The sequence below is a fragment of the Ekhidna sp. genome (genome assembly GCF_965227465.1).
Classification (GTDB): Bacteria; Bacteroidota; Bacteroidia; order Cytophagales; family Cyclobacteriaceae; genus Ekhidna.
Genome location: NZ_OZ245746.1, coordinates 3,496,388 through 3,518,537, shown reverse-complemented (window position 1 = coordinate 3,518,537; position 22,150 = coordinate 3,496,388). Strand labels below are relative to the sequence as shown.

Annotated in this window: 19 protein-coding genes; 10 read left to right on the top strand and 9 right to left on the bottom strand. The window is 38.9% G+C overall.

The window, feature by feature from the left end; genetic code table 11:
- Positions 1-32: 32 nt before the first annotated feature.
- A complete protein-coding gene (locus tag ACO05G_RS15630; protein WP_348281697.1) occupies positions 33-398 on the top strand; it encodes a DUF1573 domain-containing protein in 366 nt (121 codons plus the stop codon).
- Between the two features lie 36 nt (positions 399-434).
- On the opposite strand, the gene ACO05G_RS15625 is transcribed toward ACO05G_RS15630, so the two are convergent.
- Together ACO05G_RS15625 and ACO05G_RS15620 are read right to left on the bottom strand one after the other, a co-directional pair.
- Positions 435-4,022, bottom strand: a complete 3,588-nt coding sequence (locus tag ACO05G_RS15625) for a BamA/TamA family outer membrane protein (protein ID WP_421763581.1) — start codon at positions 4,020-4,022, stop codon at positions 435-437.
- The gene (locus ACO05G_RS15620) at positions 4,019-4,942 is read right to left on the bottom strand and encodes an SdiA-regulated domain-containing protein (RefSeq protein ID WP_421763580.1); all 924 of its coding nucleotides are present in this window, start codon (positions 4,940-4,942) and stop codon (positions 4,019-4,021) included. The genes ACO05G_RS15625 and ACO05G_RS15620 overlap by 4 nt, the downstream gene beginning before the upstream one ends.
- A 78-nt stretch (positions 4,943-5,020) precedes the next feature.
- Between ACO05G_RS15620 and ACO05G_RS15615 the strand changes: the two genes are divergently transcribed.
- The gene (locus tag ACO05G_RS15615) at positions 5,021-5,635 is read left to right on the top strand and encodes an HD domain-containing protein (RefSeq protein WP_421763579.1); all 615 of its coding nucleotides are present in this window, start codon (positions 5,021-5,023) and stop codon (positions 5,633-5,635) included.
- Positions 5,614-6,237: a Pycsar system effector family protein gene (locus ACO05G_RS15610; protein WP_348281701.1), complete on the top strand. Its 624-nt coding sequence runs from the start codon at positions 5,614-5,616 to the stop codon at positions 6,235-6,237. The genes ACO05G_RS15615 and ACO05G_RS15610 overlap by 22 nt, the downstream gene beginning before the upstream one ends.
- On the opposite strand, the gene ppk1 is transcribed toward ACO05G_RS15610, so the two are convergent.
- Positions 6,215-8,206, bottom strand: a complete 1,992-nt coding sequence (gene ppk1 / locus ACO05G_RS15605) for a polyphosphate kinase 1 (RefSeq protein WP_421763578.1) — start codon at positions 8,204-8,206, stop codon at positions 6,215-6,217. The genes ACO05G_RS15610 and ppk1 overlap by 23 nt on opposite strands.
- 1 nt (position 8,207) lies before the next feature.
- Complete coding sequence (locus ACO05G_RS15600; protein WP_348281703.1) at positions 8,208-9,470, bottom strand: adenylate/guanylate cyclase domain-containing protein; 1,263 nt, start codon at positions 9,468-9,470, stop codon at positions 8,208-8,210.
- Between the two features lie 108 nt (positions 9,471-9,578).
- On the opposite strand from ACO05G_RS15600, the gene ACO05G_RS15595 reads away from it, so the two are divergent.
- Genes ACO05G_RS15595 through ACO05G_RS15585 form a run of 3 tightly spaced genes read left to right on the top strand, consistent with a single transcriptional unit; the run spans position 9,579 to position 13,420 of the window.
- Positions 9,579-10,406, top strand: coding sequence for a GNAT family N-acetyltransferase (locus ACO05G_RS15595; RefSeq protein ID WP_421763577.1), 828 nt, complete (start codon positions 9,579-9,581; stop codon positions 10,404-10,406).
- Between the two features lie 3 nt (positions 10,407-10,409).
- Positions 10,410-12,794: a bifunctional UDP-N-acetylmuramoyl-tripeptide:D-alanyl-D-alanine ligase/alanine racemase gene (locus ACO05G_RS15590; RefSeq protein WP_421763576.1), complete on the top strand. Its 2,385-nt coding sequence runs from the start codon at positions 10,410-10,412 to the stop codon at positions 12,792-12,794.
- Between the two features lie 2 nt (positions 12,795-12,796).
- Positions 12,797-13,420: a DUF2306 domain-containing protein gene (locus ACO05G_RS15585; RefSeq protein ID WP_421763575.1), complete on the top strand. Its 624-nt coding sequence runs from the start codon at positions 12,797-12,799 to the stop codon at positions 13,418-13,420.
- On the opposite strand, the gene ACO05G_RS15580 is transcribed toward ACO05G_RS15585, so the two are convergent.
- Positions 13,403-13,531: a hypothetical protein gene (locus ACO05G_RS15580; protein ID WP_348281707.1), complete on the bottom strand. Its 129-nt coding sequence runs from the start codon at positions 13,529-13,531 to the stop codon at positions 13,403-13,405. The two genes, ACO05G_RS15585 and ACO05G_RS15580, sit on opposite strands and share 18 nt — an antisense overlap.
- 57 nt (positions 13,532-13,588) lie before the next feature.
- On the opposite strand from ACO05G_RS15580, the gene ACO05G_RS15575 reads away from it, so the two are divergent.
- Entirely contained in the window at positions 13,589-14,731 is a 1,143-nt protein-coding gene (locus ACO05G_RS15575) for a 5-(carboxyamino)imidazole ribonucleotide synthase (RefSeq protein ID WP_421763574.1), read from the top strand.
- Entirely contained in the window at positions 14,731-15,222 is a 492-nt protein-coding gene (purE, locus tag ACO05G_RS15570; RefSeq protein ID WP_421763573.1) for a 5-(carboxyamino)imidazole ribonucleotide mutase, read from the top strand. Before ACO05G_RS15575 ends, purE begins: the two co-directional genes overlap by 1 nt.
- A 17-nt stretch (positions 15,223-15,239) precedes the next feature.
- Here purE and ACO05G_RS15565 read toward each other — a convergent pair whose 3' ends face one another.
- The 4 genes from ACO05G_RS15565 to ACO05G_RS15550 form a co-directional block, all read right to left on the bottom strand.
- Positions 15,240-16,208, bottom strand: coding sequence for a TerC family protein (locus tag ACO05G_RS15565; RefSeq protein WP_421763572.1), 969 nt, complete (start codon positions 16,206-16,208; stop codon positions 15,240-15,242).
- Between the two features lie 101 nt (positions 16,209-16,309).
- Positions 16,310-17,794 carry a sodium:proton antiporter gene (locus tag ACO05G_RS15560; protein ID WP_421763571.1) on the bottom strand — a complete coding sequence of 495 codons (1,485 nt, stop codon included), beginning with the start codon at positions 17,792-17,794 and terminating at the stop codon, positions 16,310-16,312.
- A 64-nt stretch (positions 17,795-17,858) separates the two neighbouring features.
- A complete protein-coding gene (locus tag ACO05G_RS15555; RefSeq protein WP_421763570.1) occupies positions 17,859-19,091 on the bottom strand; it encodes a Glu/Leu/Phe/Val dehydrogenase dimerization domain-containing protein in 1,233 nt (410 codons plus the stop codon).
- A gap of 36 nt (positions 19,092-19,127) precedes the next feature.
- Positions 19,128-20,168: an anhydro-N-acetylmuramic acid kinase gene (locus ACO05G_RS15550; protein WP_421763569.1), complete on the bottom strand. Its 1,041-nt coding sequence runs from the start codon at positions 20,166-20,168 to the stop codon at positions 19,128-19,130.
- 15 nt (positions 20,169-20,183) lie between these two features.
- Between ACO05G_RS15550 and ACO05G_RS15545 the strand changes: the two genes are divergently transcribed.
- Positions 20,184-20,894 carry a type III pantothenate kinase gene (locus ACO05G_RS15545; RefSeq protein WP_421763568.1) on the top strand — a complete coding sequence of 237 codons (711 nt, stop codon included), beginning with the start codon at positions 20,184-20,186 and terminating at the stop codon, positions 20,892-20,894.
- Complete coding sequence (locus tag ACO05G_RS15540) at positions 20,894-22,138, top strand: hypothetical protein (protein WP_421763567.1); 1,245 nt, start codon at positions 20,894-20,896, stop codon at positions 22,136-22,138. Before ACO05G_RS15545 ends, ACO05G_RS15540 begins: the two co-directional genes overlap by 1 nt.
- Positions 22,139-22,150 lie beyond the last annotated feature (12 nt).

The following is a 22,150-nucleotide window of genomic DNA, read 5'->3' as shown; positions in this document are numbered from 1 at the left end:
CCACATTTGGACAAACTAAATTTTTAAAATATATGAGAAAAGCAACTTTTATCTTAATGCTTGGAATTGCAGTAGCTGTTGTAGCAGGCATGACTCCACTTAAATGGAAAACCACTTCAATCGACCTGGGTCAGGTGTCAAAAGAGGAGGTATCTGAATTGAATTTTGAGTTTACGAACACGAGCGCTTCAGCTATTAAAATTGTAGAGGCAAAAGGTTCATGTGGCTGTACAAAAATTGAATTTCCAGATAGCGAAATAAAAGCGGGTGAAACGGCCTCAATCTCTGCCAATTTCAAGTCCGGTAAATTAGGTGCTTTTAAGAAAAACATCCGAATAAAGACTTCAGATTCTGATGAATATACGTATTTGTACTTTCAGGGAGAGGTAGTAGAATAATAAGGTTATCCCTCTTCATCGGAGGGATTTCTTTTTTTAGAAAAAGAAGCTCATATAAAGGGTTGGTAAATTCTCATCATCTCCAAAAGCATAATTAAAATTGAGGACAACAGAATTAAGCGGACTAACCCATACACCAAACCCTTTTCCCGTGTGCCATTTGTCTGAATTTTCTCCATCAATCCATACCCTGCCCGTATCGTGAAAAGCCAGTAATCCAAACTGTCCGGGGAATATGTAGCTTCTAAATGACGCGATTTTAAGCCTTAAATCTAAATTATGGTAGAAAGAGGTTTGTCCATAAAATCGTGTTCTTCTAAACCCTCTGAGGTTAGTCCTTCCTCCCAAAATATTTGCATTGAAGAAATCAAACTTATTAGAAGCAATGTGAGCTGCACCTACTCTATTAGCAATGACTAATCGAGATGGTAGCCTGGCGGTAAGGTAAAAAGCCCATTCTGCACTAAGTCGTGTGGTGTTTTCTGAAAAGTTTGTAATTGCTTCCAGGTGTTCTATCTCTGCTTTTGCAGTCATTCCTGCCCTCGGGAGCACCTTATTATCTCTGGAGTCAAATGATATCCCACTAACAATTCTTGCAAACTGATTGGTTTTAAAATCATCAACATCATTCGGTTGATCAGATATAAATCGATTAGGAGTATTTTCAACTTCAACAGATTTATATCCGGGAGTTATGTAGAATTTGGCTTTGGGTCCTACGCTTCTTGATATCCCTGCGTTTAGCTCAAATCGATCCATCCGTACTCGATAATAGTCAATGGGGTCATCATCCGGAGCGGTAAATTGATCCATCAAAAATTCGGATTCATTACCGACACCAAAGTAGTTATTTACAAAAAAAGGTTCCTGCCATAAAATGGATGTGTTCAATCCCCACCTTCCAAATACATTGGTATAGTCTCCGGCATAGTTAAACTGGAATGAGCCGGTTTCAAAGGCCCCTATGGCAGTGAAGGTGTGTTTGGCAGCAAAAGGTTCTTTTCTCCATCCATGTTTCGTATAAGCAAAGCCGCCTCCTAAAAACACACCATCATCAGGGTTCAATGCAGCGGTAACCAAAGGCATCAAAATATCATATTTGAAGGCTTTTCTGTCATATCTATTTACTTCCGGATTTTTGCTGAGTTTTAAGATTCCTTTAAGGTTTCCTTGCACTCTGGTGCTCTTGTAGCGATCGTAAACTTTCACTTTTGACAGTTTTTCATCAGCATTTCCATTAATGATTAAGTCTTTGTCTGTACCACCAATGATTCGGACTTTAATTTTTGAGTCTGACCCCTTGATTTCAAAGACATCTTCTCCATCAAAACCGTAAAGACGAATCTCTTTTGTTTCATCAGTTTTAAACAACCGCTCATAGATGACTTGTTCTAGATCTCCATCTTTTTCTCTTTTCCTAACGATCACTTTTGTTTCACTTTCGCTTAAATGTTCAATCAGAAAGTATTCATGCTTATCTGAGCCGGTTATTTCAACCTCTTTAGCCAGAAATAAATACTGTTCCCGTGCATAGGATTCCATGTTCGCCCTTCTGGCTTTCAGACTACTAGCAATTCTTTTTCCTGTAAGCTCCTCAATAGGGTCGGGCCAATTAGTTATCGCATTTTCAATGACATCATCGGTCAGGTTGTTCTTTAGAAACCGGATTTGTTCTTGCCAATCTTCCCAGTCTGGTTCATTCATAAATGTCCGGTCAAAAAAACGTGCATTTTGACTTAACCCTGGAGCCCAATCGACCTCATCATCAAACCCTTCAATCTTAGGTAAAGCCCATTTTCGAGCGGCTATTTTTGGGATGATGCCTTCATTAATGAAAAATACCTGATCACGGTCTCTTGGGATTGGTCGGTATATATTTCCCTTCTCCTTATCAATTTGAGCCCACCTCCACTGATCATCGTGCCGATCCCAATCACCAATCCACATATCGAATATTCGATTTCTAACAACAAAATTTTGATCTACTTCATTGTCATTATCCTCTCTCAAATTTTCAATTACCGTATCTGTCCCATCAATGTCTTCGCCACCTCCAAAATAAGCATCTCTTGATGCTGCTTCATTTGGACGTTCCTCATACAGCGCTAGCGTGCCGGCAAACGTATTTTGAAATTGTCCCAGCCTGGGATCATCCGGGATGAAAACGGGTTTAGGATTGGTATGGTATATGTTCACCGCTTCTGCAAGTGGAGGAACGATGAATGCACCGTAAGGGTGCGATGCGGAGATTTGATCTTCTACAATATCCTGAGCGAACGTTTTTTGAAGAGCTGTTGGAATGGCATTTTCAGGAAACTTTTCGATAGACCTTAGTACATATTCTCGTCCATCCTCGGCAACTAACCGTAGTGATTTAGTTTGCATTCCACCACCCTTTTTGACTACATCCAATCCCCCTTTTTCTGTCCCAATGTCAAACACTTCTACTTCTATGGGAGTGCTCCATACATCTCTGTAGTTTTTTCCAAGCCACCGATACTTTCCTTTGTCTCCCTCATATTTACGACTCGCGGCAACTGTAACAGTGCTGTCCGAAAAATCAAGTGGAGCCAATTCCTGAATGGTTTCCTGAAGCTCTTTTTTATAGAGATCGGTTTCAAATAGTAAACCACCATCTATTCCCCAGTATTTAACTGAGGCGCTTCCTGATTCTTGAAAGTTTATGACGGCAAATCCCTGTTCTTTTTTAGCAAAAAGGCTTCCCTTTCCTTTTTTCACATGTGTGACTTTTGAGCCTGACCCGCTAACGATGAAGTGATGCCCATCTCTTTGAATAAGTTGGAGTGAATGCTCATGACCGCTGGCATAAACGACCTCTTCGGCCTCATCCATTGAAGCTACTATTTCATTCGATATGGCTCTATATTTTGGGTGAGTATTGTCCTGTATGTTTCCGATCAGTCTTCTAAAAAGGGGCTGTAAACTTCCCAAAATGGGAAAGGGTTTCATGTGGTCTTTCAAGCTAAAATTCCCATGGTGTTCACCGTAAGTATAAATGGGGTGATGAGCAGCAATTAGCAGGTGCTTACCCGCATTCCGTTTTATAATGGCATTCAGATCTTCTAATGCTTCAATCGTGGATTTGTTATTACAATTGTCATCCTCATCTGGCTTGTCCCATCTATGGAGAAAATATTGAGTATTTAGGATGATAAGTGTGGACTTTTCTCCCATCGGGATTTCGTATGGACCCGGACAGCCACCAGTTGGAAGAAACACATTCTTGCCATCAAAATAGTCTCGAACAAATTTTTCCATGTTGAGCGCGCGCTCCCACCCGTAGTTTCTTCCCTGAGCCCAATCATGATTTCCTGGGATGATATAAGCTTGGCCGGGAAATTCTTTCATGATTTCCAGCTGAGGAATCAACTTATTTTCCATTTCCACTCTTTTAGGGTGTTCCTTTTCAGGAAGTCCCTTGGGATAGAGGTTATCTCCCAGAAATATGAGAAAATCACTGGAGGTAGCATTTGCTATTTGCTCCCTAAGCAATGTTAGATTGGGATCTGGATTTTTAGGCTCACCGGCATCACCCATCAGATAGATCTTCTGGCTCCAGAGGATCCCGGGAATTAGCGTAATTAGAAATGCTAATTTTCTCACGTGCCTGTTTTTTTCATTTCAAATTCTAAAATATACCCACGGTCGCCCTCACCTTCACTACTAATAAACATGGTACCGTCAGTAGAAAAACAAATACCTTCCGGTTGTCCTAAAATTCTTGGTGATATAGGATATGTTGCTAAAATACTTCCGGTTTTACTTACAACGAGGAGCATCTTTCCTACCGAAGAAAGGATGTAATAATTTCCTGTCAATGGATGAGTTGCTATGGCAGATGGTTTAAACTTTATTCTTTCTTGATCATAATCAAATGCACGGTGAGCTTCCCAGAATGCCTCTAATTCTTTTGGTCCGATTACAAAGTACGGTTCAGTTCCTAGTGTTTTGGTGTCAATGTCAAAGGTGTAAAAACCTCTTCCAGGCATTTTCTTATCGCCCAAGTGTCCATCCTCTTTGCATGCAATCAACAAAATATTCTTAACCGCATCATAGCCCAAACCTTCTGTGTCATTATTGTCGTGTAAGGCTGTTTCATATTTTTTTGATTCTGTTTGCTTTGCTTCAGTGTATTGAAAATGAAAGACATCTCCATCATGCTTCAAAACGTAGATGTCATTTCCAACCAACTCTACTCCTTCGTAATCATCTGCCTTTGCGAAACCGATTGAATGGATGATTTGTTTCTTTTTAATATCATATTCAAAGAGCTTTCCAGACTCATCGTCAATGGCTAATAATTGAGCTGGAGATTTGAAGGATAACCCAGAAACCTCTTCTAGTACGTATGGTAAATAGTGTCTATCCGTCGGGCTTTTTAAATCGTATGTCAGGTTCAGGTTTTCATTTACAAGGAATAAGCTATCTGCATGCTGCCCAAACGTGGAACTTGAGCAACCTTGGTTAAAAAAAATTAGCAAGATGAACAATAAAATAGGGGCTATGTTCTTTATGAAAATCATAGGTTGATCTAAAATGTCAAGGGTACAACACTAAATTGCCTAATTTTTGTTCTATTTTGTGAAGGATTAGAAAGGAAAATGACTGAGAGTTTAATTATTGGTCTCGTAAAGGATTATTCGGTTAAAGTTCTATCTCAGGAACTACCAGAGAATATGACCTACCATTCCATCAATCACACGATGGATGTAGTGGCGTCAGCTCTGGAAATAGCCGAACAGCAGGGCTTGAGTGAGGAGGATACAGAAATAGTCCACATAGCAGCCTGGTTTCATGATTTAGGTTACACCAAAGGGTGTGAAAGTCATGAGAAAAATGGAGCTCAAATGGCGAGAGATTTTTTGAGTGCGCAAGGGTATGCGAGTGAGAAAATTACGAAAGTAGCCGATTGTATAATGGCTACTCAGATGCCTCAGAAGCCAAAAAATTTACTTGAACGTATTATTTGTGATGCTGACATGATGCACTTAGCAGATCACAATTATTTTGCTAAAGCCGACTTGCTTCACAAGGAGATTGAAAAAACGAAGGTTTGTAAAATTTCAGAATCTGAGTGGCTTAAAATGAATCAAGAGTTCTTAGATAAACATTGTTTTTTTACGGATTATGCCCGTAAGAACTACGAGTCAGCGGTGAAAGAAAACCTAAAAAAAGTTAGAGATCGCTTAAAGTCATGGAAGAAAGCGAAAAAGTAGATAAACTTGAGAATAAGGTCTCTAAGCTTAAGAAGCAAATAAAAGAGGCCAAGGAACTGAAACCTACCAGAGGTATTGAAACGATGTTTCGAACCACCTCTAAGAATCATATGGAGCTAAGCGCCATCGCTGATAATAAGGCGAACATTATGATTTCTATTAATTCGATTATTTTATCCGTTCTTGTTTCTGTTTTAATCAGGAAGTTGGAAGAATATCCACATATGACAATTCCTGCCGTTTTATTAACCCTGGTTTGTTTAACCACAATTGTATTTGCGGTATTAGCAACACGCCCAAACGTCACTTCAGGTAAGTTTAAGCATGAAGATATCATTGACAAGAAGGCAAATCTTCTATTTTTTGGGAACTTTCATCGAATGACATTAAAAGATTATAAATGGGGGATGACAGAGATGTTAAAGGATGCTGACTACCTGTATGGTAGCATGATTAAAGACATTTATTTTCTAGGGGCTGTTCTTGGAAAAAAGTATCGACTGCTCCGAATAAGTTATACGATCTTTATGTTTGGATTTGTTTTGGCGATCCTGGGGTTCATAATAGCCGAACTCTTTTTCAAATCTCCTTATCCATATTGATTTTCAGATATTCATAAGTAGCTGACTGAGCTCTGACACCATACTCACTTTTTGGCCTTTCATTTCTCATTTGAGGGGAGAGCCATACGCCTTTCACATCATCTTGCCATTGAAATTTGAGTATCGAGAGAATCTCTTGCTTCATCGGATCATTTGTAATAGGAAAACAGACTTCAATACGACGATGAAGGTTGCGATTCATCCAATCCGCTGAGCCCAAATATATTTCTTGGTTGCCTTTATTGTGAAAGTAAAAGACCCTTCCATGCTCCAAGTTTCGATCTACAATTCTCTTCACCTTCAAGTTGTCATTTGGAATTAGGCAACAAATACTCCTCACTATCAATTTCACATCTACTCCTTTTTCACTTGCCTCATAAAGTTTATTGATCAATTCAGATTCCTGAAGGTTATTGACCTTAACAATAATTCGAGCTTCTTTTCCAGCTTCCGTGTGAAGAATTTCTCGGTCAATTTTACTCATAAAATGCTCATAAGCTCCAAATTGTGAAACAATTAAATGCTTAAATGGAGGTGGAGTATATTTTGTGAGGAGGTGTTGAAATAGATTTGAGAGTTCTGAAGTCATACCTTCATGGATAGTGAATAGTCCATGATCGCAATAAATTTCTGAAGTTTTTTCATTCAGATTTCCCGTGCCGAAAAAACCATACATTTTATGGCTCTTTTTCACCAAAGCTACTTTGGCATGAACTTTTAAGCCTGGCAAACTATAGATGATTTTTACCCCGGCTCCTCTCATTTTTCTTGCCCATTCCAGGTTGTTTTCTTCATCAAATCGTGCTTTCACTTCCATGAAAACAGATACTTTTTTACCATTCTTAGCCGCGCTTATTAATGATTCTCCTATTAAAGAATCTTTCGCCATTCTGTAGAAAGTTACGTTTATCTCCGTAACCTCAGGGTCAACAGAGGCTTCATTGAAAAACTGTAATACATAGTCGTAAGATTGATAAGGGAAATGCAATAAATAGTCCTCTTGCTCGATACATTTTAATATAGATCTACTTTCATCCAAACCAGCCACTGAAATAGGTTTTCGATTTTCATAAATCAACTCATCTTCATTGATCTGGATTTGAAAGAAGTCATCCAAATTATGATACCTTCCACCCGTAACTATATCTTCGGGGGAGAGGTCCAGTTTAGTGGTAAGTTTTGACAATAGCTCATTATCCATTGCCAGATCAAATAGGAATCTGGAAGGAACACCCAGATTTCTTTTTTGAATTTGCTTCTCAATCTTTCGAACGAGATTCCCTTCAAATTCATCATCTATCTGAAGGTCAGCATCTTTATTAAGCTTGATGGAGTAAGCTTGATTGACATCCAGATCAGGGAATAAAACATCCAAGTGTAGCCTTATCACATCATCCAGAAATATGTAATACGTCTTGTTTTCTAATTGATGTCTGGAAAACCGACCGAGCTTGTCGGATGGAATCTTTAGCACAAACGCCTTATTCGATTGTGCTGTCACTACAAGATAAATTGCACGATTGTCCAGGAATAAATTCTCAGCACGGTCTAATGAAATTGGGTGTAGAAAAGCAGAGACTTTGGTTTTAAAATAGTGCAGTAGTTCAGGAAGAAGCTCTGGAGGAATTTGATCGATATGCGTGCATATAAAATGTTTTTTTGCTTTGAGATTTTGGATTATTTCATCCATAGCATTACCATACTCATTCAACTGGTGACTTACTTCCCTGTGAATTTCACCCAGTAATTCATCTGCATTGAAATCAACACGCCTATTGATCTTCTTCTTATCTATCTGCTTGATATTCCGGATGTTTGCTACTCGTACCCTAAAGAATTCATCCAGATTAGATGAGTAAATTGCTATAAATCTTAATCTTTCTAACAATGGTACTGATTTGTCCATTGCTTCCATGAGAACCCGATAATTGAATGAGAGCCAGCTTAGATCTCTATCGAATAACTTCACTTTATGCCAGTTTAATAATTTCCATCTCTTGATCTATCCCCTTTAGTTTTACCGCACCCAAAGATGTACCATTTTTCGCAAGGTGTTTGACTTCTTCATAAAAGTTAGCAGACACCAACCATGAGCATTGATAGTCCTTGGTCATTTGTTCTAAGCGTGCTGCTGTAATTACTGGAACCCCTGAAATGGAAAACTGTTGTCGAGTGCTATTTCCAATATTACCCGCTATAATTTCACCATTGTGAATGCCGATTCCTACTTTTATTTCGTCGTTCCAATCAGATTTATTCATCTGACTTATCTTAGACAAGATGTCTCTGGCTGCTTTAAAAGCATTTTCTGGTGTATCACCATCCTGAGATGCGAATGAGGCCATAAGACCATCGCCCATGATCTGGTTGATCATTCCTTGATTGTCATGAATACAATCCATGATCGGTCCAAAAAACTTGTTTTGGAATTTATTAACCTCTTCAGGAGACAAACTCTGCACTCTTTTTGTGAAATCTCGAATATCCAGAAACAGAACTGAGGCTTTTATTTTGAAGCTGGCACCCCCTGCCTCTGTGAGTGCCTGTACAACTTCTTTTGATACTTGTCTACTAAAAAGTAATTCAATTTGATCCCGCTCTTCCTGCGACTTTATAGCTACGGTAAGTCTTTTATTTATTTCTTTAGCTACTAGTCCCGCACATGTTCCTGCAAGTAAAAACATGATTGCTTTTGTATAATAAACGATTGATGGCAACATGGAGGAGGTATCGTAATTTTCAAAAGTCCAGTATATAATAACAATGTACGTAATCGCTATAAGTACTCCATTAAGAAAGCTTATCCAGAAGTTAAGGTAAAGGGCTGAAACGATAATTATGGGGACAAAAATGAAAATCAACGGGGAGTCCAGAAATATTCCGTTTCCTTCCCATTTAATAATAAAAAAAAGCCAGATAAAGGGTACAATTGAATCTGAAATAACAGAATAGTATTTATACCATATGGGCAATGGTTTTTCGCAATCAGCTATTTTCCCAACCATCCAACGGGATATTAGTAGAATAACTACAAATGCCGCTGATGTGTAGATGCCAAGCTTGATGCTACGATCATCAATAAAGGTATCCGAGATTGCTGTGGGAAAAAATAAAATATTTGTTACTAAAAGGGCCAAACCAATAATAAGAATGCCCAGGAAGATTTCTAATCGTCTTTTTTCGGTTTTTACGATCTCCAGATCAATACATTTTTCTAATTCGTCTAGTTGCATCAGGATCTAAGTTTTCCTTTTGGTCAGATAAGCTTAATTTTAATAAGCGCCGCAAGTAATAAGACAATTTACTGCCTTGTTGGTTCCCATGACTAAGGATTTGTTTGGATGAATATACGATTGATATCGGAAGGGGATTTTGAAAAGCTGTTTGATACCTTCAAAGCAGCCTTCACGGATAATGAAGTAAGATTCCAACCTTCATCTCAGGATTTTTCTTATCGGTTACATAAAAAGCTTCTCTTCAATAGAGATATTTCAGCGGCATTTTTTGATGGAGATCAAATGACAGGATTTATCTTGCATAGTTCTAATCTGTATCAAGGGATTCCTACAGCGTACAATGGTGGAACAGGAGTTTTACCGGGCTTCAGAAATCAGAAAACCGCTGAGAGCATGTATGAGTTTTTGATCCCTAAAATTCAACAAAAATTCTTAGCCCGGATCCTTTTGGAGGTAGTGGAAAACAATCAAAAAGCGATTTCTCTGTATGAGAAAATTGGATTCAACTTTAAGAGGAGGTTCCATTGCTATAAAATGACTGAGGCGTTTGAAAGCCATGTAAAGTTCGACATTATAGAAGGATCTATAACAGACGTAAATTTTAATTTTAATGATTTTGAGCCATCATTTATTGATAGTTCAGAGCATCTAAAAAGAGGGTACGAGAAAGTTCTTCTAGCCAAAGAGGAAAATGAAACCGTTGGTTATGTGATTTTTCAACCACATATCGGGCGAATTTCACAACTTGCAGTAGATAGGATACATAGGCAAAAAGGCATTGGAGAGGCACTACTAATGCAAACACAAAAACAATCTGAAAAGCGATTGACCATTATGAATATACCGGAAGATGAGGTTGGGTTTGATGTTTTCTTAAAACGTTGCGGTTTTCAAAATCAAGTGAATCAATATGAAATGGAATTGATAATTTAGGTCATGCTTTTCTCGCACTTACCTAATATTATCAAGGGCCGGCTTAACCTAAACTCGGATATAGTAGTCTCTGGAATCTCGACGGACACTCGAATAATTTCTGGGAGTTCGAATGAAGTTTTCGTAGCACTTAAGGGAAAACGAGACGGCCATGATTATGCAAAAACAGCATGGGATAAAGGTGTTCGGAATTTCATCCTCGAAAAAGAATTAGCATTACCAAATTCAAATATTCTTTTGGTAAACAACTGCCTTGACGCGCTGCAAAAGATTGGTGAATATCATCGTAAACACTTCGACATTCCAATAATTGGCATCACAGGAAGCAATGGAAAAACAACTGTGAAAGAGTGGTTATCTACCATTCTCGCAAAGAAGTTTTATGTTGTAAAAAGCCCTAAAAGCTATAATTCTCAAATTGGTGTGCCATTGTCGCTACTTGAAATTGAAAACATGCATGACATTGGTGTTTTTGAGGCGGGAATATCACAAAAAGGAGAGATGAGAAATCTTGCCCGGATGATTAGTCCAACCTTCGGAATTTTTACCAACATTGGCCAGGCACATAGTCATGGCTTTTCTTCAACGAGGGAAAAGCTGCAAGAAAAGCTGCAGCTATTTGCTTCGGCTGGTAAAGTCCTTTTTAGAAAGGACACCCAATATTTTGAGCTAATTGAAGAAGAGCTGGGAAATAAGAAGATTAGCTGGAGTCTACAAGGAAATGCCGATTATAATGTCGAATGGGAAGATGAAACTATTCGAGTAGGTAAGCTCAATTTCAATGTCGAGTTTCAAAGCAAAACACATCTTGAGAATTTGACGCATTCCATTATTGCAGCATTGGAGATGGGACTCAATCAGCAGCAAATTCAAAGAGGCATAGATCTTATCGAGATAGTTCCTATGAGGCTTGAATTAAAGAAGGGAATAAATGGATCCTATATACTAGATGATTCTTACAACAATGATGAGGTAGGTTTAAAGGTAGCACTAGATTATTTGGAGTCACACAAACAGAATGAAAATCGGACACTGATTTTATCAGATATTCTCCAGTCAGGAAAACCAGATGATGAGCTCTATCAGGATATTGCGAAAATGCTAAGAGAAAAAAAAATCAACCGACTGATAGGAGTAGGGCCGCTGATCAGTGCTGCCAACGCCAATTTTCCAGACAATTCTCTTTTTTTTAAAAACACAGATAATTTACTTGAAAACTTACCAGCTTTTCAAGATGAGATGATTGTAGTAAAAGGAGCGCGGGATTTTGAATTAGAAAAAGTGGTAAAACGACTTGAGCAGACAAGTCATGGAACTGTTCTGGAGGTCAATTTTGAATCATTGCAGCATAATTTAAGTCAATATCAAGTACGCTTAAAGCCGGAGACCAAGCTGATGGTGATGGTTAAAGCTAACGCGTATGGAAGTGGAATTTTAGAGGTGGCTAACTTTCTACAACATCAGCGTGTGGATATGCTTGGTGTAGCTTATGTCGATGAAGCGATTCAGCTTAGAAAGAATGGGATTAACATTCCAATTATGATCATGAATCCTCACACTGAAAGTTTTGAGCAATTCGAGAGGTATGATCTTCAAGCTGAGGTATTCAGCTTAGCACACCTGGATAGACTGCTCAAGGATACCAAACACCATCCAAAAATTCACCTAAAGATAGATACAGGAATGCATCGACTTGGGTTTAGCTATGAAACGATCAATGAACTTATTGAGAAATTAGAAATGAATCCCAATGTAAAAGTAGAAGGTATTTTCACCCATTTTTCAAGTGCAGATTCATCAATTCAGGACGATTTTACAATTAAACAAGCACAGGTGTTTGAAGAGGTTTATGAGCGATTAACAAACGCATTAGGGTATCAACCGATTAAGCATGCCTGTAACTCAGCGGGAATTGTGCGATGGCCGCAATACCATTTTGATATGGTTCGGCTAGGTATAGGCTTACATGGATTTGATCCAACAAACAAATTACAATTACGGCAATCCAGCCAACTTAAGTCAATCGTTTCTCAGATTCAGGAAGTTAAAGCAGGTGAAGCTGTAGGGTATGGAAGGAATGGGAAGGTAGAAAGAGCGAGTAAAATTGCGATTATACCGATTGGATACGAAGATGGCTACCTTCGAATTTTTGGAAACGGTAATGCCAAAATGAGTATCAATAAAAGTCTTTGCCCAACCATTGGGAATATATGTATGGATATGACCATGCTGGATGTTACGGATGCCAATGTAAAAGAGGGTGATGAAGTAATAGTCTTTGGTTCCGAACCAAGCATAGAGGATTTAGCAAAATGGGCCGGTACAATACCTTATGAAATTCTTACCAACGTAAGTAATAGAGTTAAACGCATATTTATTTCTGAATAATTATGAAAACAAGCGCAGCAGTTAAGTTCCGAAATGGTATATATGGTTTTCTCTGTATCGGCGTAGCTCTATACGCATTATCTCATCTTTTCAGAGATGACTTTTATTCTTTTAAAACAAATGGGGTTTCTGATTTTCTGATATGGAGGATTGCCTTTCACATGCATTTTATCGGCGGGGCAGTGGCATTGGGTCTTGGCTGGACTCAGTTTCTTAAAAACTTCAGGACCAAACAATTGAATTTGCATCGAAGGTTAGGCTATCTATATATCATAGCAATAGTTTTGGTAAGTTCACCGGCTGCATTTTATATGGCACTCTATGCCAATGGTGGGTTTAACAATGTCGTAGGTTTTGGGATGATGGCGTTGTGCTGGTTTACGTTCACTCTTGCAGCTTTTGTTAAAATTAAGGGTAAAGATATTGAGGCCCACGAAAGGTGGATGATCAGGAGCTTTGCAGTTACGCTGGGAGCCGTTACCCTTCGCATCTTTATGCCTCTCATGATTATTGGAGGAGTATCGCCATCGGAGGCATATCAGGTGATCGCATGGTTTTGTTGGGTTCCAAACCTGTTTGTTGCCGAGTGGATCATTCAGCGTAAATATTTACCCTCCGCATCCTAAAAATTTTTTAAAATCAACATCTTCAGGAAAGCCAGGCTTTACTTCTTTCTCTGTCTCTTCAACAGGCTCTTCCTTTTTCTTCTTTTTTAATTTCTTGGTTTTTTTATCCATTTCTTAAAGGTAGTACGAAAAGTTACCAGTTGCGTTTTGTACAGTTATCTTTGCCTCATGCCTACACAAGACATTACGGATATTAAAATTGGCGTGCTTGGAGGCGGTCAGCTTGGCCGAATGATGATCCAGTCCGCAATCAATTACAATCTTGATATTTCAATTTTAGATCCAGATGAAAATGCTCCATGCGCTCATCTGGTGAAGCATTTTTCTGTTGGAAAATTAACAGATGAACAAGCTGTTTACAATTGGGGGAAACAATTTGACCTCATTACGATAGAAATAGAAAATGTAAGTGTGTCTGCCTTGAAAAAATTGCAGGATGAAGGAATACAAGTATTTCCACAGCCTGAAATCATTGAGCTGATTCAGGACAAGCGAAAGCAAAAAACCTTTTATAAAGCGAATCGAATCCCCACTTCCGATTTTGTACTTACTGAAGGCAAAGAAGATGTGGCAAACCACAAAGAAATGTTACCGGCGGTAAACAAACTGGGGACTGAAGGATATGATGGCAGAGGCGTGCAAATGATTCGAACAGCAAATGATTTGGAAAAAGCTTTTACTAAGCCCGGCTTGCTTGAAAGACTAGTGGATTTTGAAAAAGAGCTCAGTGTAGTCGTTGCTAGAAATGAATCCGGCGAGATGCAATGCTTTCCGGTAGTTGAGCTGTCCTATCATCCGGAACATAATCTCGTCGAGTTTCTCTTTGCACCCGCTCAGATCTCAAATGATATTGAAGAAAAGGCTTACCAGCTCGCTAAAGATGTCATCAAAAAACTAGACATGATCGGCTTGCTTGCGGTTGAAATGTTTCTGACTAAAGATGGAGATCTGTTGGTAAACGAAGTTGCACCTCGAACACATAATTCAGGCCATCACACGATTGAAGCAAATTTCACCTCTCAATTTGAACAGCATTTAAGGGCGATCCTGAACCTTCCTTTAGGGTCAACCGAGTTAATATCTCCAGCTGCGATGGTAAACTTATTGGGGGAGGATAATTTTACAGGAAATGCCATGTATGAGGGAATGTCTGACTGCATGGCAATGAAAGGAGTTTATGTGCATCTTTATGGAAAGAAATTGACTAAGCCTTTTCGAAAAATGGGTCATGTAACGATCACTGATGACTCCATATCAGATCTAAAACTAAAGGCGAGGAAAGTAAAGGAAACATTAAAAGTAAAAGCGTAATGGCATCACCGAAAGTTGGAATAATCATGGGAAGCAAATCTGACCTTCCTGTTATGCAGCAAGCAGCTGATATACTTAAAGAACTTGGGGTTGAATTTGAACTGACAATCGTTTCAGCTCACAGAACTCCACACCGAATGCTTGAATATGCAGAAGGAGCAAGAGGTAAAGGTCTTCAGGTGATTATTGCCGGGGCTGGTGGAGCTGCGCATCTTCCTGGGATGGTAGCTTCTTTGACCACCCTTCCTGTTATCGGTGTTCCTGTCAAATCAAGTAATTCCATTGATGGTTGGGATTCGATCTTATCCATTTTACAAATGCCTGGAGGTATACCTGTCGCTACAGTTGCGCTGGATGGGGCCAAAAATGCAGGTATTTTGGCCGCTGAAATAGTAGGTGCTACTGATAATGCGATTGCCAGCAACCTTCAGAAATATAAAGACTCATTGCGAGACAAAGTGATGGAAAGTGTTAAAAGCCTTGAAAAATAAGGTTATTCAGCAGGGAGCTACTCTTCAATAGCGTCCGGTTCATCCTCATCTCTTGGAAACATAAGCGAGAGGCCTATGGCCAACACGAGCGCTCCTATGATGATACCAAATGATAGGTAAATAGGGACATGAATCTCGAAAATTTCGGCTAGCATTTTAGCTCCTATGAAAATTAGAACAATAGAAAGCCCTTTTTGAAGCAGGTAAAATTTATCTAAGACATTGGCGAGAAGGAAAAACATTGCCCTTAGTCCCATCACAGCAAAAATATTTGAAGTATAGATCACAAATTCATTTTGTGAAATCGCAAATGCGGCAGGAATAGAATCAACTGCAAAAATTAAATCTGTCGACTCAATAAGGATGATTACCAGGAATAACGGAGTAAACAACAACTTACCTTTTTCTCTAATCCAAAATTTACCACCCTTATCTGTGGTACTCATTGGAAGTACTTTTTTTGCGGCCTTTAAAAGCGGATTCTTTTCAGGCTCAAGCTCCATGTCATCTTCTTCACTAAACAATTTGATGCCTGAATAAACAAGGAATACACCAAAAACATAAAGAATCCAATGAAATTCTGCGATGAGTAGAGCACCTACAAAAATGAATACTGCTCTAAAAACAATGGCGCCCAGAATTCCCCAGAATAGGATGTTGTGATAGTATTCTTCCTTAACCTTAAAGTATCGAAGAATAAGCAGGATTACGAAAATGTTGTCAACCGAGAGAGCTTTTTCGGTAACATAGGCTGAGAAGAACTCTAAAGTAGCTCCCGATCCCTCACCATAGAAATAGATCAATGTACCATATCCAACAGAAACAAGAACCCAAAAAATTGATTGCTGAAGCGCCTCTTTTTGAGAGACTTTTTGATGTTTCTTATGAAAAACACCTAAGTCTACAATCAGAAACAGAACGATGATAACACCGAACACTCCAAATAGGATTCCCTCGTTCTGACCTGAAAATAAATTAAGCAGCATTTTTTATGGGTGACTGTGATATAGGCCTTTATCCAAATTAATCATTTCAGCACAAATAAAGAAAATTTAAAGGATATACGAACTTACTTTCTTTTGAGACGTCAGTGCCCCATAAAAAAGATTAACCAGATTATTATCAAAATAGGTAATAGGATAGGTATGGAAAATTTAATGATATAAGAAAAGAATGATGGCATTTTGATACCTACTTGCTCAGCAATTGACTTTACCATAAAGTTTGGTCCATTACCAATGTAGGTAAATGCACCAAAAAAGACTGCACCAAGCGAAATAGCCATCAAGTCAAGTAATGAATCCGCATACTCATTATTCGAAAAGGCAATGACTTCACTAATTTTATTCACATCGGCACCTACACTTGCCATAGAGGCAGTCAGGAAATTGACATATGTAGGAGCATTATCCAGGAATCCACTGAGTATACCTGTTCCCCAATATAATGTACTTGGCCGAATCAATTTTTCGCCTTCAGGAGATTGAGCAAACTCACTCACTAATTCTAATGCAGGCATCATGGTAAAAAATATTCCAATGAAAAGAAAAGCCACTTCCCGAATAGGCTCGAAACTGAATTCATTCCCCTGAATAGCTTGAAGGTCTGCAAACCTGAACGATCCAAATGCAGCTAAAAGCATTATTATTTCACGGATATATGAAAATTTTTGTCCCATATATTCAATGCCTGGCACCCAATCAAATACATTAGGGTCAAGAAAAACTGCACCAACTACGACTGCTAGCCAGAGGAAGTTTCTTTTTCCTACTAAAGATATTTTACCGGTCGGTATGACGTCCTCTTCTACTTCACCGCGCATCAGCGCATAGTTTGTTTTATTTCGAATATCGAAGAAGTAGAAAAAGACGAGTAGAAGTACACATGCAATCGCCCATGGGACCAAATTGTGGATGATTGTCCACTCAAATGGTATTCCTTTTAGAAACCCTAAGAAAAGGGGAGGATCACCTATTGGAGTTAATGAGCCGCCTACGTTACTCACTATGAAAATGAAGAACACAATGTGATATGGCTTAATTCGATTCTTGTTTAGTCTAATAAAAGGCCTTATAAGCAGCATGGAGGCTCCAGTGGTTCCAATGATGTTTGCAATAACAGCTCCTATTGCCAAAATAATTACGTTAGTCAATGGCCTGGCGGCCTTGTCAACATTGATCAGTATTCCGCCAGAAGCTACAAAAAGACCAGCCAGCAATGCGATGAACTGGATGTACTCTGCTGCCGAATGAACAGGGCTATGATCATTATGTAAATAGAAGAGGTAGTAGGTGCATACCAGAAAGGCCAGTATAATAGATATTACAGGATAACTCTTATGCCAGAAATGAGGGTAAAACAATGGCCCTGTTGCTATCATCAAAAGAAGCAACACAAAAGGTATCACGCTCCAGAGTGCCGGTTTCTTTGATGCGTGAGCATTTTCATCTCCAGTATCATGCTCCAACGTTTGATGCGACTCTTGTTCTTCTTGCACAGGATTATAGTCGCTAGCATTGGCTAGCATAATCGCGCACATGAAAAACAGCACAACAAGAATTCGTTGAATCATACTTAGGCGTTACAGATTAATACTAAAGATATCATTAGCAAAGACAAAAACAAACCTAGTCTTCTTAAACAAGCTTATTTAATGAAATTGTAAAGGCGGTTTCAGCGAGGTTTGCACGGGTGCTATTTTCGTTATGAACTGCCTTCAAAGCATCTCCTATTGTTTTTGAACAATCATTGAAAATATCCGCATCTGTCAGCACATCATCATTATTTGGATCCATTAAGAATGCAAATGTTCTCGCCATCCCACAATTAGCAATGAAATCAGGCAATAGAGAAACTTTCTTATCTACAAACTCAGCGATTGGCCCATAAAAGATCTCCTGATCATTGAACGGGACATTGGCCCCACACGAAACAACTTCAAGATCATTATTGATCATAGCATCAGCTTGCTCCTTCGAAACAAGCCGTGAAGCTGCCGCAGGAATAAATATCTCCGCACCCATGGACCAGATCTCATCATTGATTTTTTCAAATGGGATCAGATCATCCGCAACAAGCTTATTGCCCTCTTTATCATGGAAAAATCTCTTGATATCATCTAATGAAAACCCATCAGGATTCATGAGACCTCCAACCCGGTCAATGATTCCGACAACTTTTACCCCATACTTTGCCAGATAAAGAGCGGCAGTCGAACCTACGTTACCCCACCCTTGAATAATCGCTCTCTTCTCTCCAATATTTCCATTCCAAATTTCGTAATAATGACGCACAGCTTCGGCTACTCCATAACCTGTGATCATATCGGCGACCACATATTTTTTGGGAGAGTTTGGGACGTATTCTTGATCCTCCAAGACTTTAGAGACTCCTTGTCTCAATCTACCAAGCATATGAATTTTCGTAGGCTTACGTGGATTGTAGTGCCCATTTACGATACCTTCTTGTGGGTGCCACAGTCCAAAATCTTCCGTAATTGGAATTACTTCATGTATTTCATCGACGTTTAAATCACCCCCCGTTCCGTAATAATTTTTCAAGAGAGGGTAAACGGCATGGTACCATCTTTTAAGAACACCTTCTTTTCTTGGATCATTCGGATCAAAATTGATTCCGGATTTTGCACCTCCAATTTGCGGGCCGGACACAGTGAACTTAATTTCCATGGTCTTGGCCAACGATTCAACTTCACGCTTATCCAATCCTTTTCTCATTCGTGTGCCTCCGCCTGCCGCACCGCCTCTAAGGGAATTAATTACCACCCATCCCTCAGCATCCGTTTCAGGATCTGACCACTCAAAAACGATTTCAGGCTGCTTGTTTTCAAATTTTTTAAGGAGTTCTTTCATTTGTGTAATTAATTTTTGAGGGCGCAAATCTAATCATTACGGAAGATGAATCACACCGGAAGATGAGTCTTTAGATGCTCCAGTTACAGAAGACAATATATTCGGCTCTCCTCTTAACTTTTTCATTCCCAAAAAACCGAAAATAATTGCTTCTTTAAATTCAATAATTTTTTCATCGGGTATAGTGATAGCGCAGTTGTTAATCTCTGATTTAATCTGCTCTATTAGAAATGTGTTGTGTGCTCCTCCTCCGGTTATCAATATTTTTAAATTCTCCGATTGAGAAATGTTGGAAGCAATTTGCTTCGCGATGAAATGGCAGTAGGTATGCAATCCATCATATGGATCTATTTGATTCAGGTGTTCTTGTTCAAAATACTGATTGGGCAAAGATTTTGGTGGCGATTTTAAAAAAAAATCATATGCAGAAAGTCGATTGTAGAATTCTTGATTAAATGCTCCTTTTCTTCCAAGCTCCCCACCTTCATCAAAAGGACATCCCAGTTTTTTAGCGAAAAAATTTAGTACTTGATTACATGGGCAAATATCCCATGCTGTTTGCGAGGCTTTTAGTGAAATGTTTGAGATTCCACCAAGATTAATGCACGCATCATATTTTTCGAACAGAGTAAAATCTCCAAACGGTACCAGTGGAGCTCCTTGACCTCCGAGCCTAATGTCCTCAGATCTGAAATCAGTGATCGTCAAAGTCTTACATTTTTCAGCAATTATTTCCCCATTACCCAATTGCCAACTTATTCCTTCGTTTGGTTTATGAATTACTGTATGACCATGTATAGCAATTAGGTCGATGTGATCACAATTTTCCTTGAAATTGTTTATTTGTTCGGCTATCCAAATACCAAAATCATCATCCAATTTGTTTTGAGTAGTTTTTGATTCGTTGGGAGATTCAGTCAACCTGATTTTTATTTCTTCATTATATGGAAACGTGTTCCCATCTATCAAGCGAAACCCCCAGGTTTCGTTTTTGTAAAACTCAATGCAGGCAATATCTAATCCATCCATGGATGATCCTGCCATAGCTCCAATGACTTGATAGGAGTTTTTTTTCATTTCCTTTGCGCTATTGTGAAAGAAATAGAAGTAATATTAGTTGATATAGGTAACAGCTCAATCAAAATTACCGAAGTAATACAAGGTGAATTTGGAGAAACCCAAAAGTTGGATAACCTCCTGGAATTAGCTAATTCTTATGATCAAATTCCTTTGATGATTTCATCTGTCACAAACATTGATTTAAAGGTATTCGGGAGCAGGGATGTAAAGCTACTTTCATATAACTCACCCATGCCAATTACACTGGATTATGAAACACCGGAAACGTTGGGGCCGGATAGGATTGCGGCAGCAGTTGGCGCAAACGAACTATTCCCCAAAAACAATAATCTCATTGTTGATCTGGGTACATGTATGACCATAGATTTAGTTGATAAGTCGGCGGTGTTTAGGGGAGGAATTATTTCTCCTGGGCTAAAAATGCGCATGACTGCTATGGCTAAATTCACAGATAAACTTCCGGATATTTCATCTGAGTTTGGAGAAATCAACTTTAACGTATTAGGTAAGTCTACGAAGGAATGTCTTTACAGTGGCAGCTTGGGGGGAATTTTAAACGAAATAAATGGCGTTGTAAGGACATTAAGTAAAGATTTCACAAGTCTTAACACCATTATCACCGGTGGTGATGCACATTTCTTTGAATCCAAACTAAAAGCACACATCTTTGCAGGCTCAAAAATTGTGCAGAAAGGGCTATACCGAATTTGGAAGTATCATTAATGAAAAGGATTTTTATTGGACTTGTCTGTGTTTTGCTGATTGGGCATCTCGTTCAATCACAGTCAATTTACTCGTTTCAAGGACTGGGCAGTCTTAATCATCAAGGCATGCCCAACAATGTTGGAAATGGGGAGGTAGGCATAGGTTCTCCAACCATCTGGCACATCAATACGCAAAATCCTGCAAATCTCATTTACAACACTTTTAGTACTTTCCAACTCGGAATTGTTGTGGATAGGAGACAGTTTTCCGGCGAAGACCTCTCAGGAGAGGCTACAGAAGGAGGGTTGAGATTTCTAGGCTATGCATTCCCGATTTTACCAGGCAAATGGTCTTCTTCGTTTGGAATTTTGCCATACAGCTCAGTTAGTTACAATACCTTTTCTGAAGGTGAAGTAGCTGGATCCGGTGGCACAGTCAATCAAATTTCGGATAATAGAGGTGAGGGTGGACTGACTAATTTCTATTGGTCAAATGGATTTAAAATAATGGATAAGCTTCTTGTTGGTGTTAGAACGAATTATACGTTCGGCTCGATTCTGAAGACATCAACGATATCTATCGGGGGTGAAGACTTGCCAACAAGCAATGTTACTTATGAAGAACTGGAGGCATACTCGGATGTAAACTTTTTATTTGGTATTGGTTATCGACATACTTTAACTGAAAAGTCATTTGTGAATTTTGGAGCTACATTCTCACCGAGAAGTCCATTAAATGGTACCTCTGAGTTGTCCTTGATTAGATTGTCTAGTTCAGGATCTGAGCTGGAAACCATTGAAGTGGGCTCGACAGATATCACATTTGATTTGCCTAGAACTTATGGTATAGGGGTTTCCTATCAAAAATTGAATCATTATATGATTGGGATGGATATGGAAGCACAAGCTTGGGGAAACGCAGGAAGTGGCAACACATTATACAATAATTCATTAAAAATATCACTGGGAGGAGAGCTTACTCCCGACTTTGATAACGTCAATTCCTATTGGAAGCGTGTCAAGTATTCTGGGGGTTTAAACTATCATAAACTTCCATACATCGTAAATAATCAGGCACTTACTGATTTTGGTATTAATTTTGGTGCCTCTTTACCAGTAAGTGGCTATTCAAGTTTGGACCTGGCATTTAAATGGGGACAGCTTGGAGAAACGACTAACGGATTAATTAAGGAAACCTATTATAAGGTTGTTATAGGAGCAACCATCAATGACAGGTGGTTCATTAAAAGAAAGTATGACTAGCAAAATGTGAGT

Bases quoted from the DNA above. Each gene is read 5' to 3' on its own strand.
- ACO05G_RS15630 (WP_348281697.1), top strand. From the start codon at position 33: ATGAGAAAAGCAACTTTTATCTTAATGCTTGGAATTGCAGTAGCTGTT.
- ACO05G_RS15620 (WP_421763580.1), bottom strand. From the start codon at position 4,942: ATGATTTTCATAAAGAACATAGCCCCTATTTTATTGTTCATCTTGCTA.
- ACO05G_RS15615 (WP_421763579.1), top strand. From the start codon at position 5,021: ATGACTGAGAGTTTAATTATTGGTCTCGTAAAGGATTATTCGGTTAAA.
- ACO05G_RS15610 (WP_348281701.1), top strand. From the start codon at position 5,614: ATGGAAGAAAGCGAAAAAGTAGATAAACTTGAGAATAAGGTCTCTAAG.
- ACO05G_RS15600 (WP_348281703.1), bottom strand. From the start codon at position 9,470: ATGCAACTAGACGAATTAGAAAAATGTATTGATCTGGAGATCGTAAAA.
- ACO05G_RS15595 (WP_421763577.1), top strand. From the start codon at position 9,579: ATGAATATACGATTGATATCGGAAGGGGATTTTGAAAAGCTGTTTGAT.
- ACO05G_RS15590 (WP_421763576.1), top strand. From the start codon at position 10,410: ATGCTTTTCTCGCACTTACCTAATATTATCAAGGGCCGGCTTAACCTA.
- ACO05G_RS15585 (WP_421763575.1), top strand. From the start codon at position 12,797: ATGAAAACAAGCGCAGCAGTTAAGTTCCGAAATGGTATATATGGTTTT.
- ACO05G_RS15580 (WP_348281707.1), bottom strand. From the start codon at position 13,531: ATGGATAAAAAAACCAAGAAATTAAAAAAGAAGAAAAAGGAAGAGCCT.
- ACO05G_RS15575 (WP_421763574.1), top strand. From the start codon at position 13,589: ATGCCTACACAAGACATTACGGATATTAAAATTGGCGTGCTTGGAGGC.
- purE (WP_421763573.1), top strand. From the start codon at position 14,731: ATGGCATCACCGAAAGTTGGAATAATCATGGGAAGCAAATCTGACCTT.
- ACO05G_RS15565 (WP_421763572.1), bottom strand. From the start codon at position 16,208: ATGCTGCTTAATTTATTTTCAGGTCAGAACGAGGGAATCCTATTTGGA.
- ACO05G_RS15560 (WP_421763571.1), bottom strand. From the start codon at position 17,794: ATGATTCAACGAATTCTTGTTGTGCTGTTTTTCATGTGCGCGATTATG.
- ACO05G_RS15555 (WP_421763570.1), bottom strand. From the start codon at position 19,091: ATGAAAGAACTCCTTAAAAAATTTGAAAACAAGCAGCCTGAAATCGTT.
- ACO05G_RS15550 (WP_421763569.1), bottom strand. From the start codon at position 20,168: ATGAAAAAAAACTCCTATCAAGTCATTGGAGCTATGGCAGGATCATCC.
- ACO05G_RS15540 (WP_421763567.1), top strand. From the start codon at position 20,894: ATGAAAAGGATTTTTATTGGACTTGTCTGTGTTTTGCTGATTGGGCAT.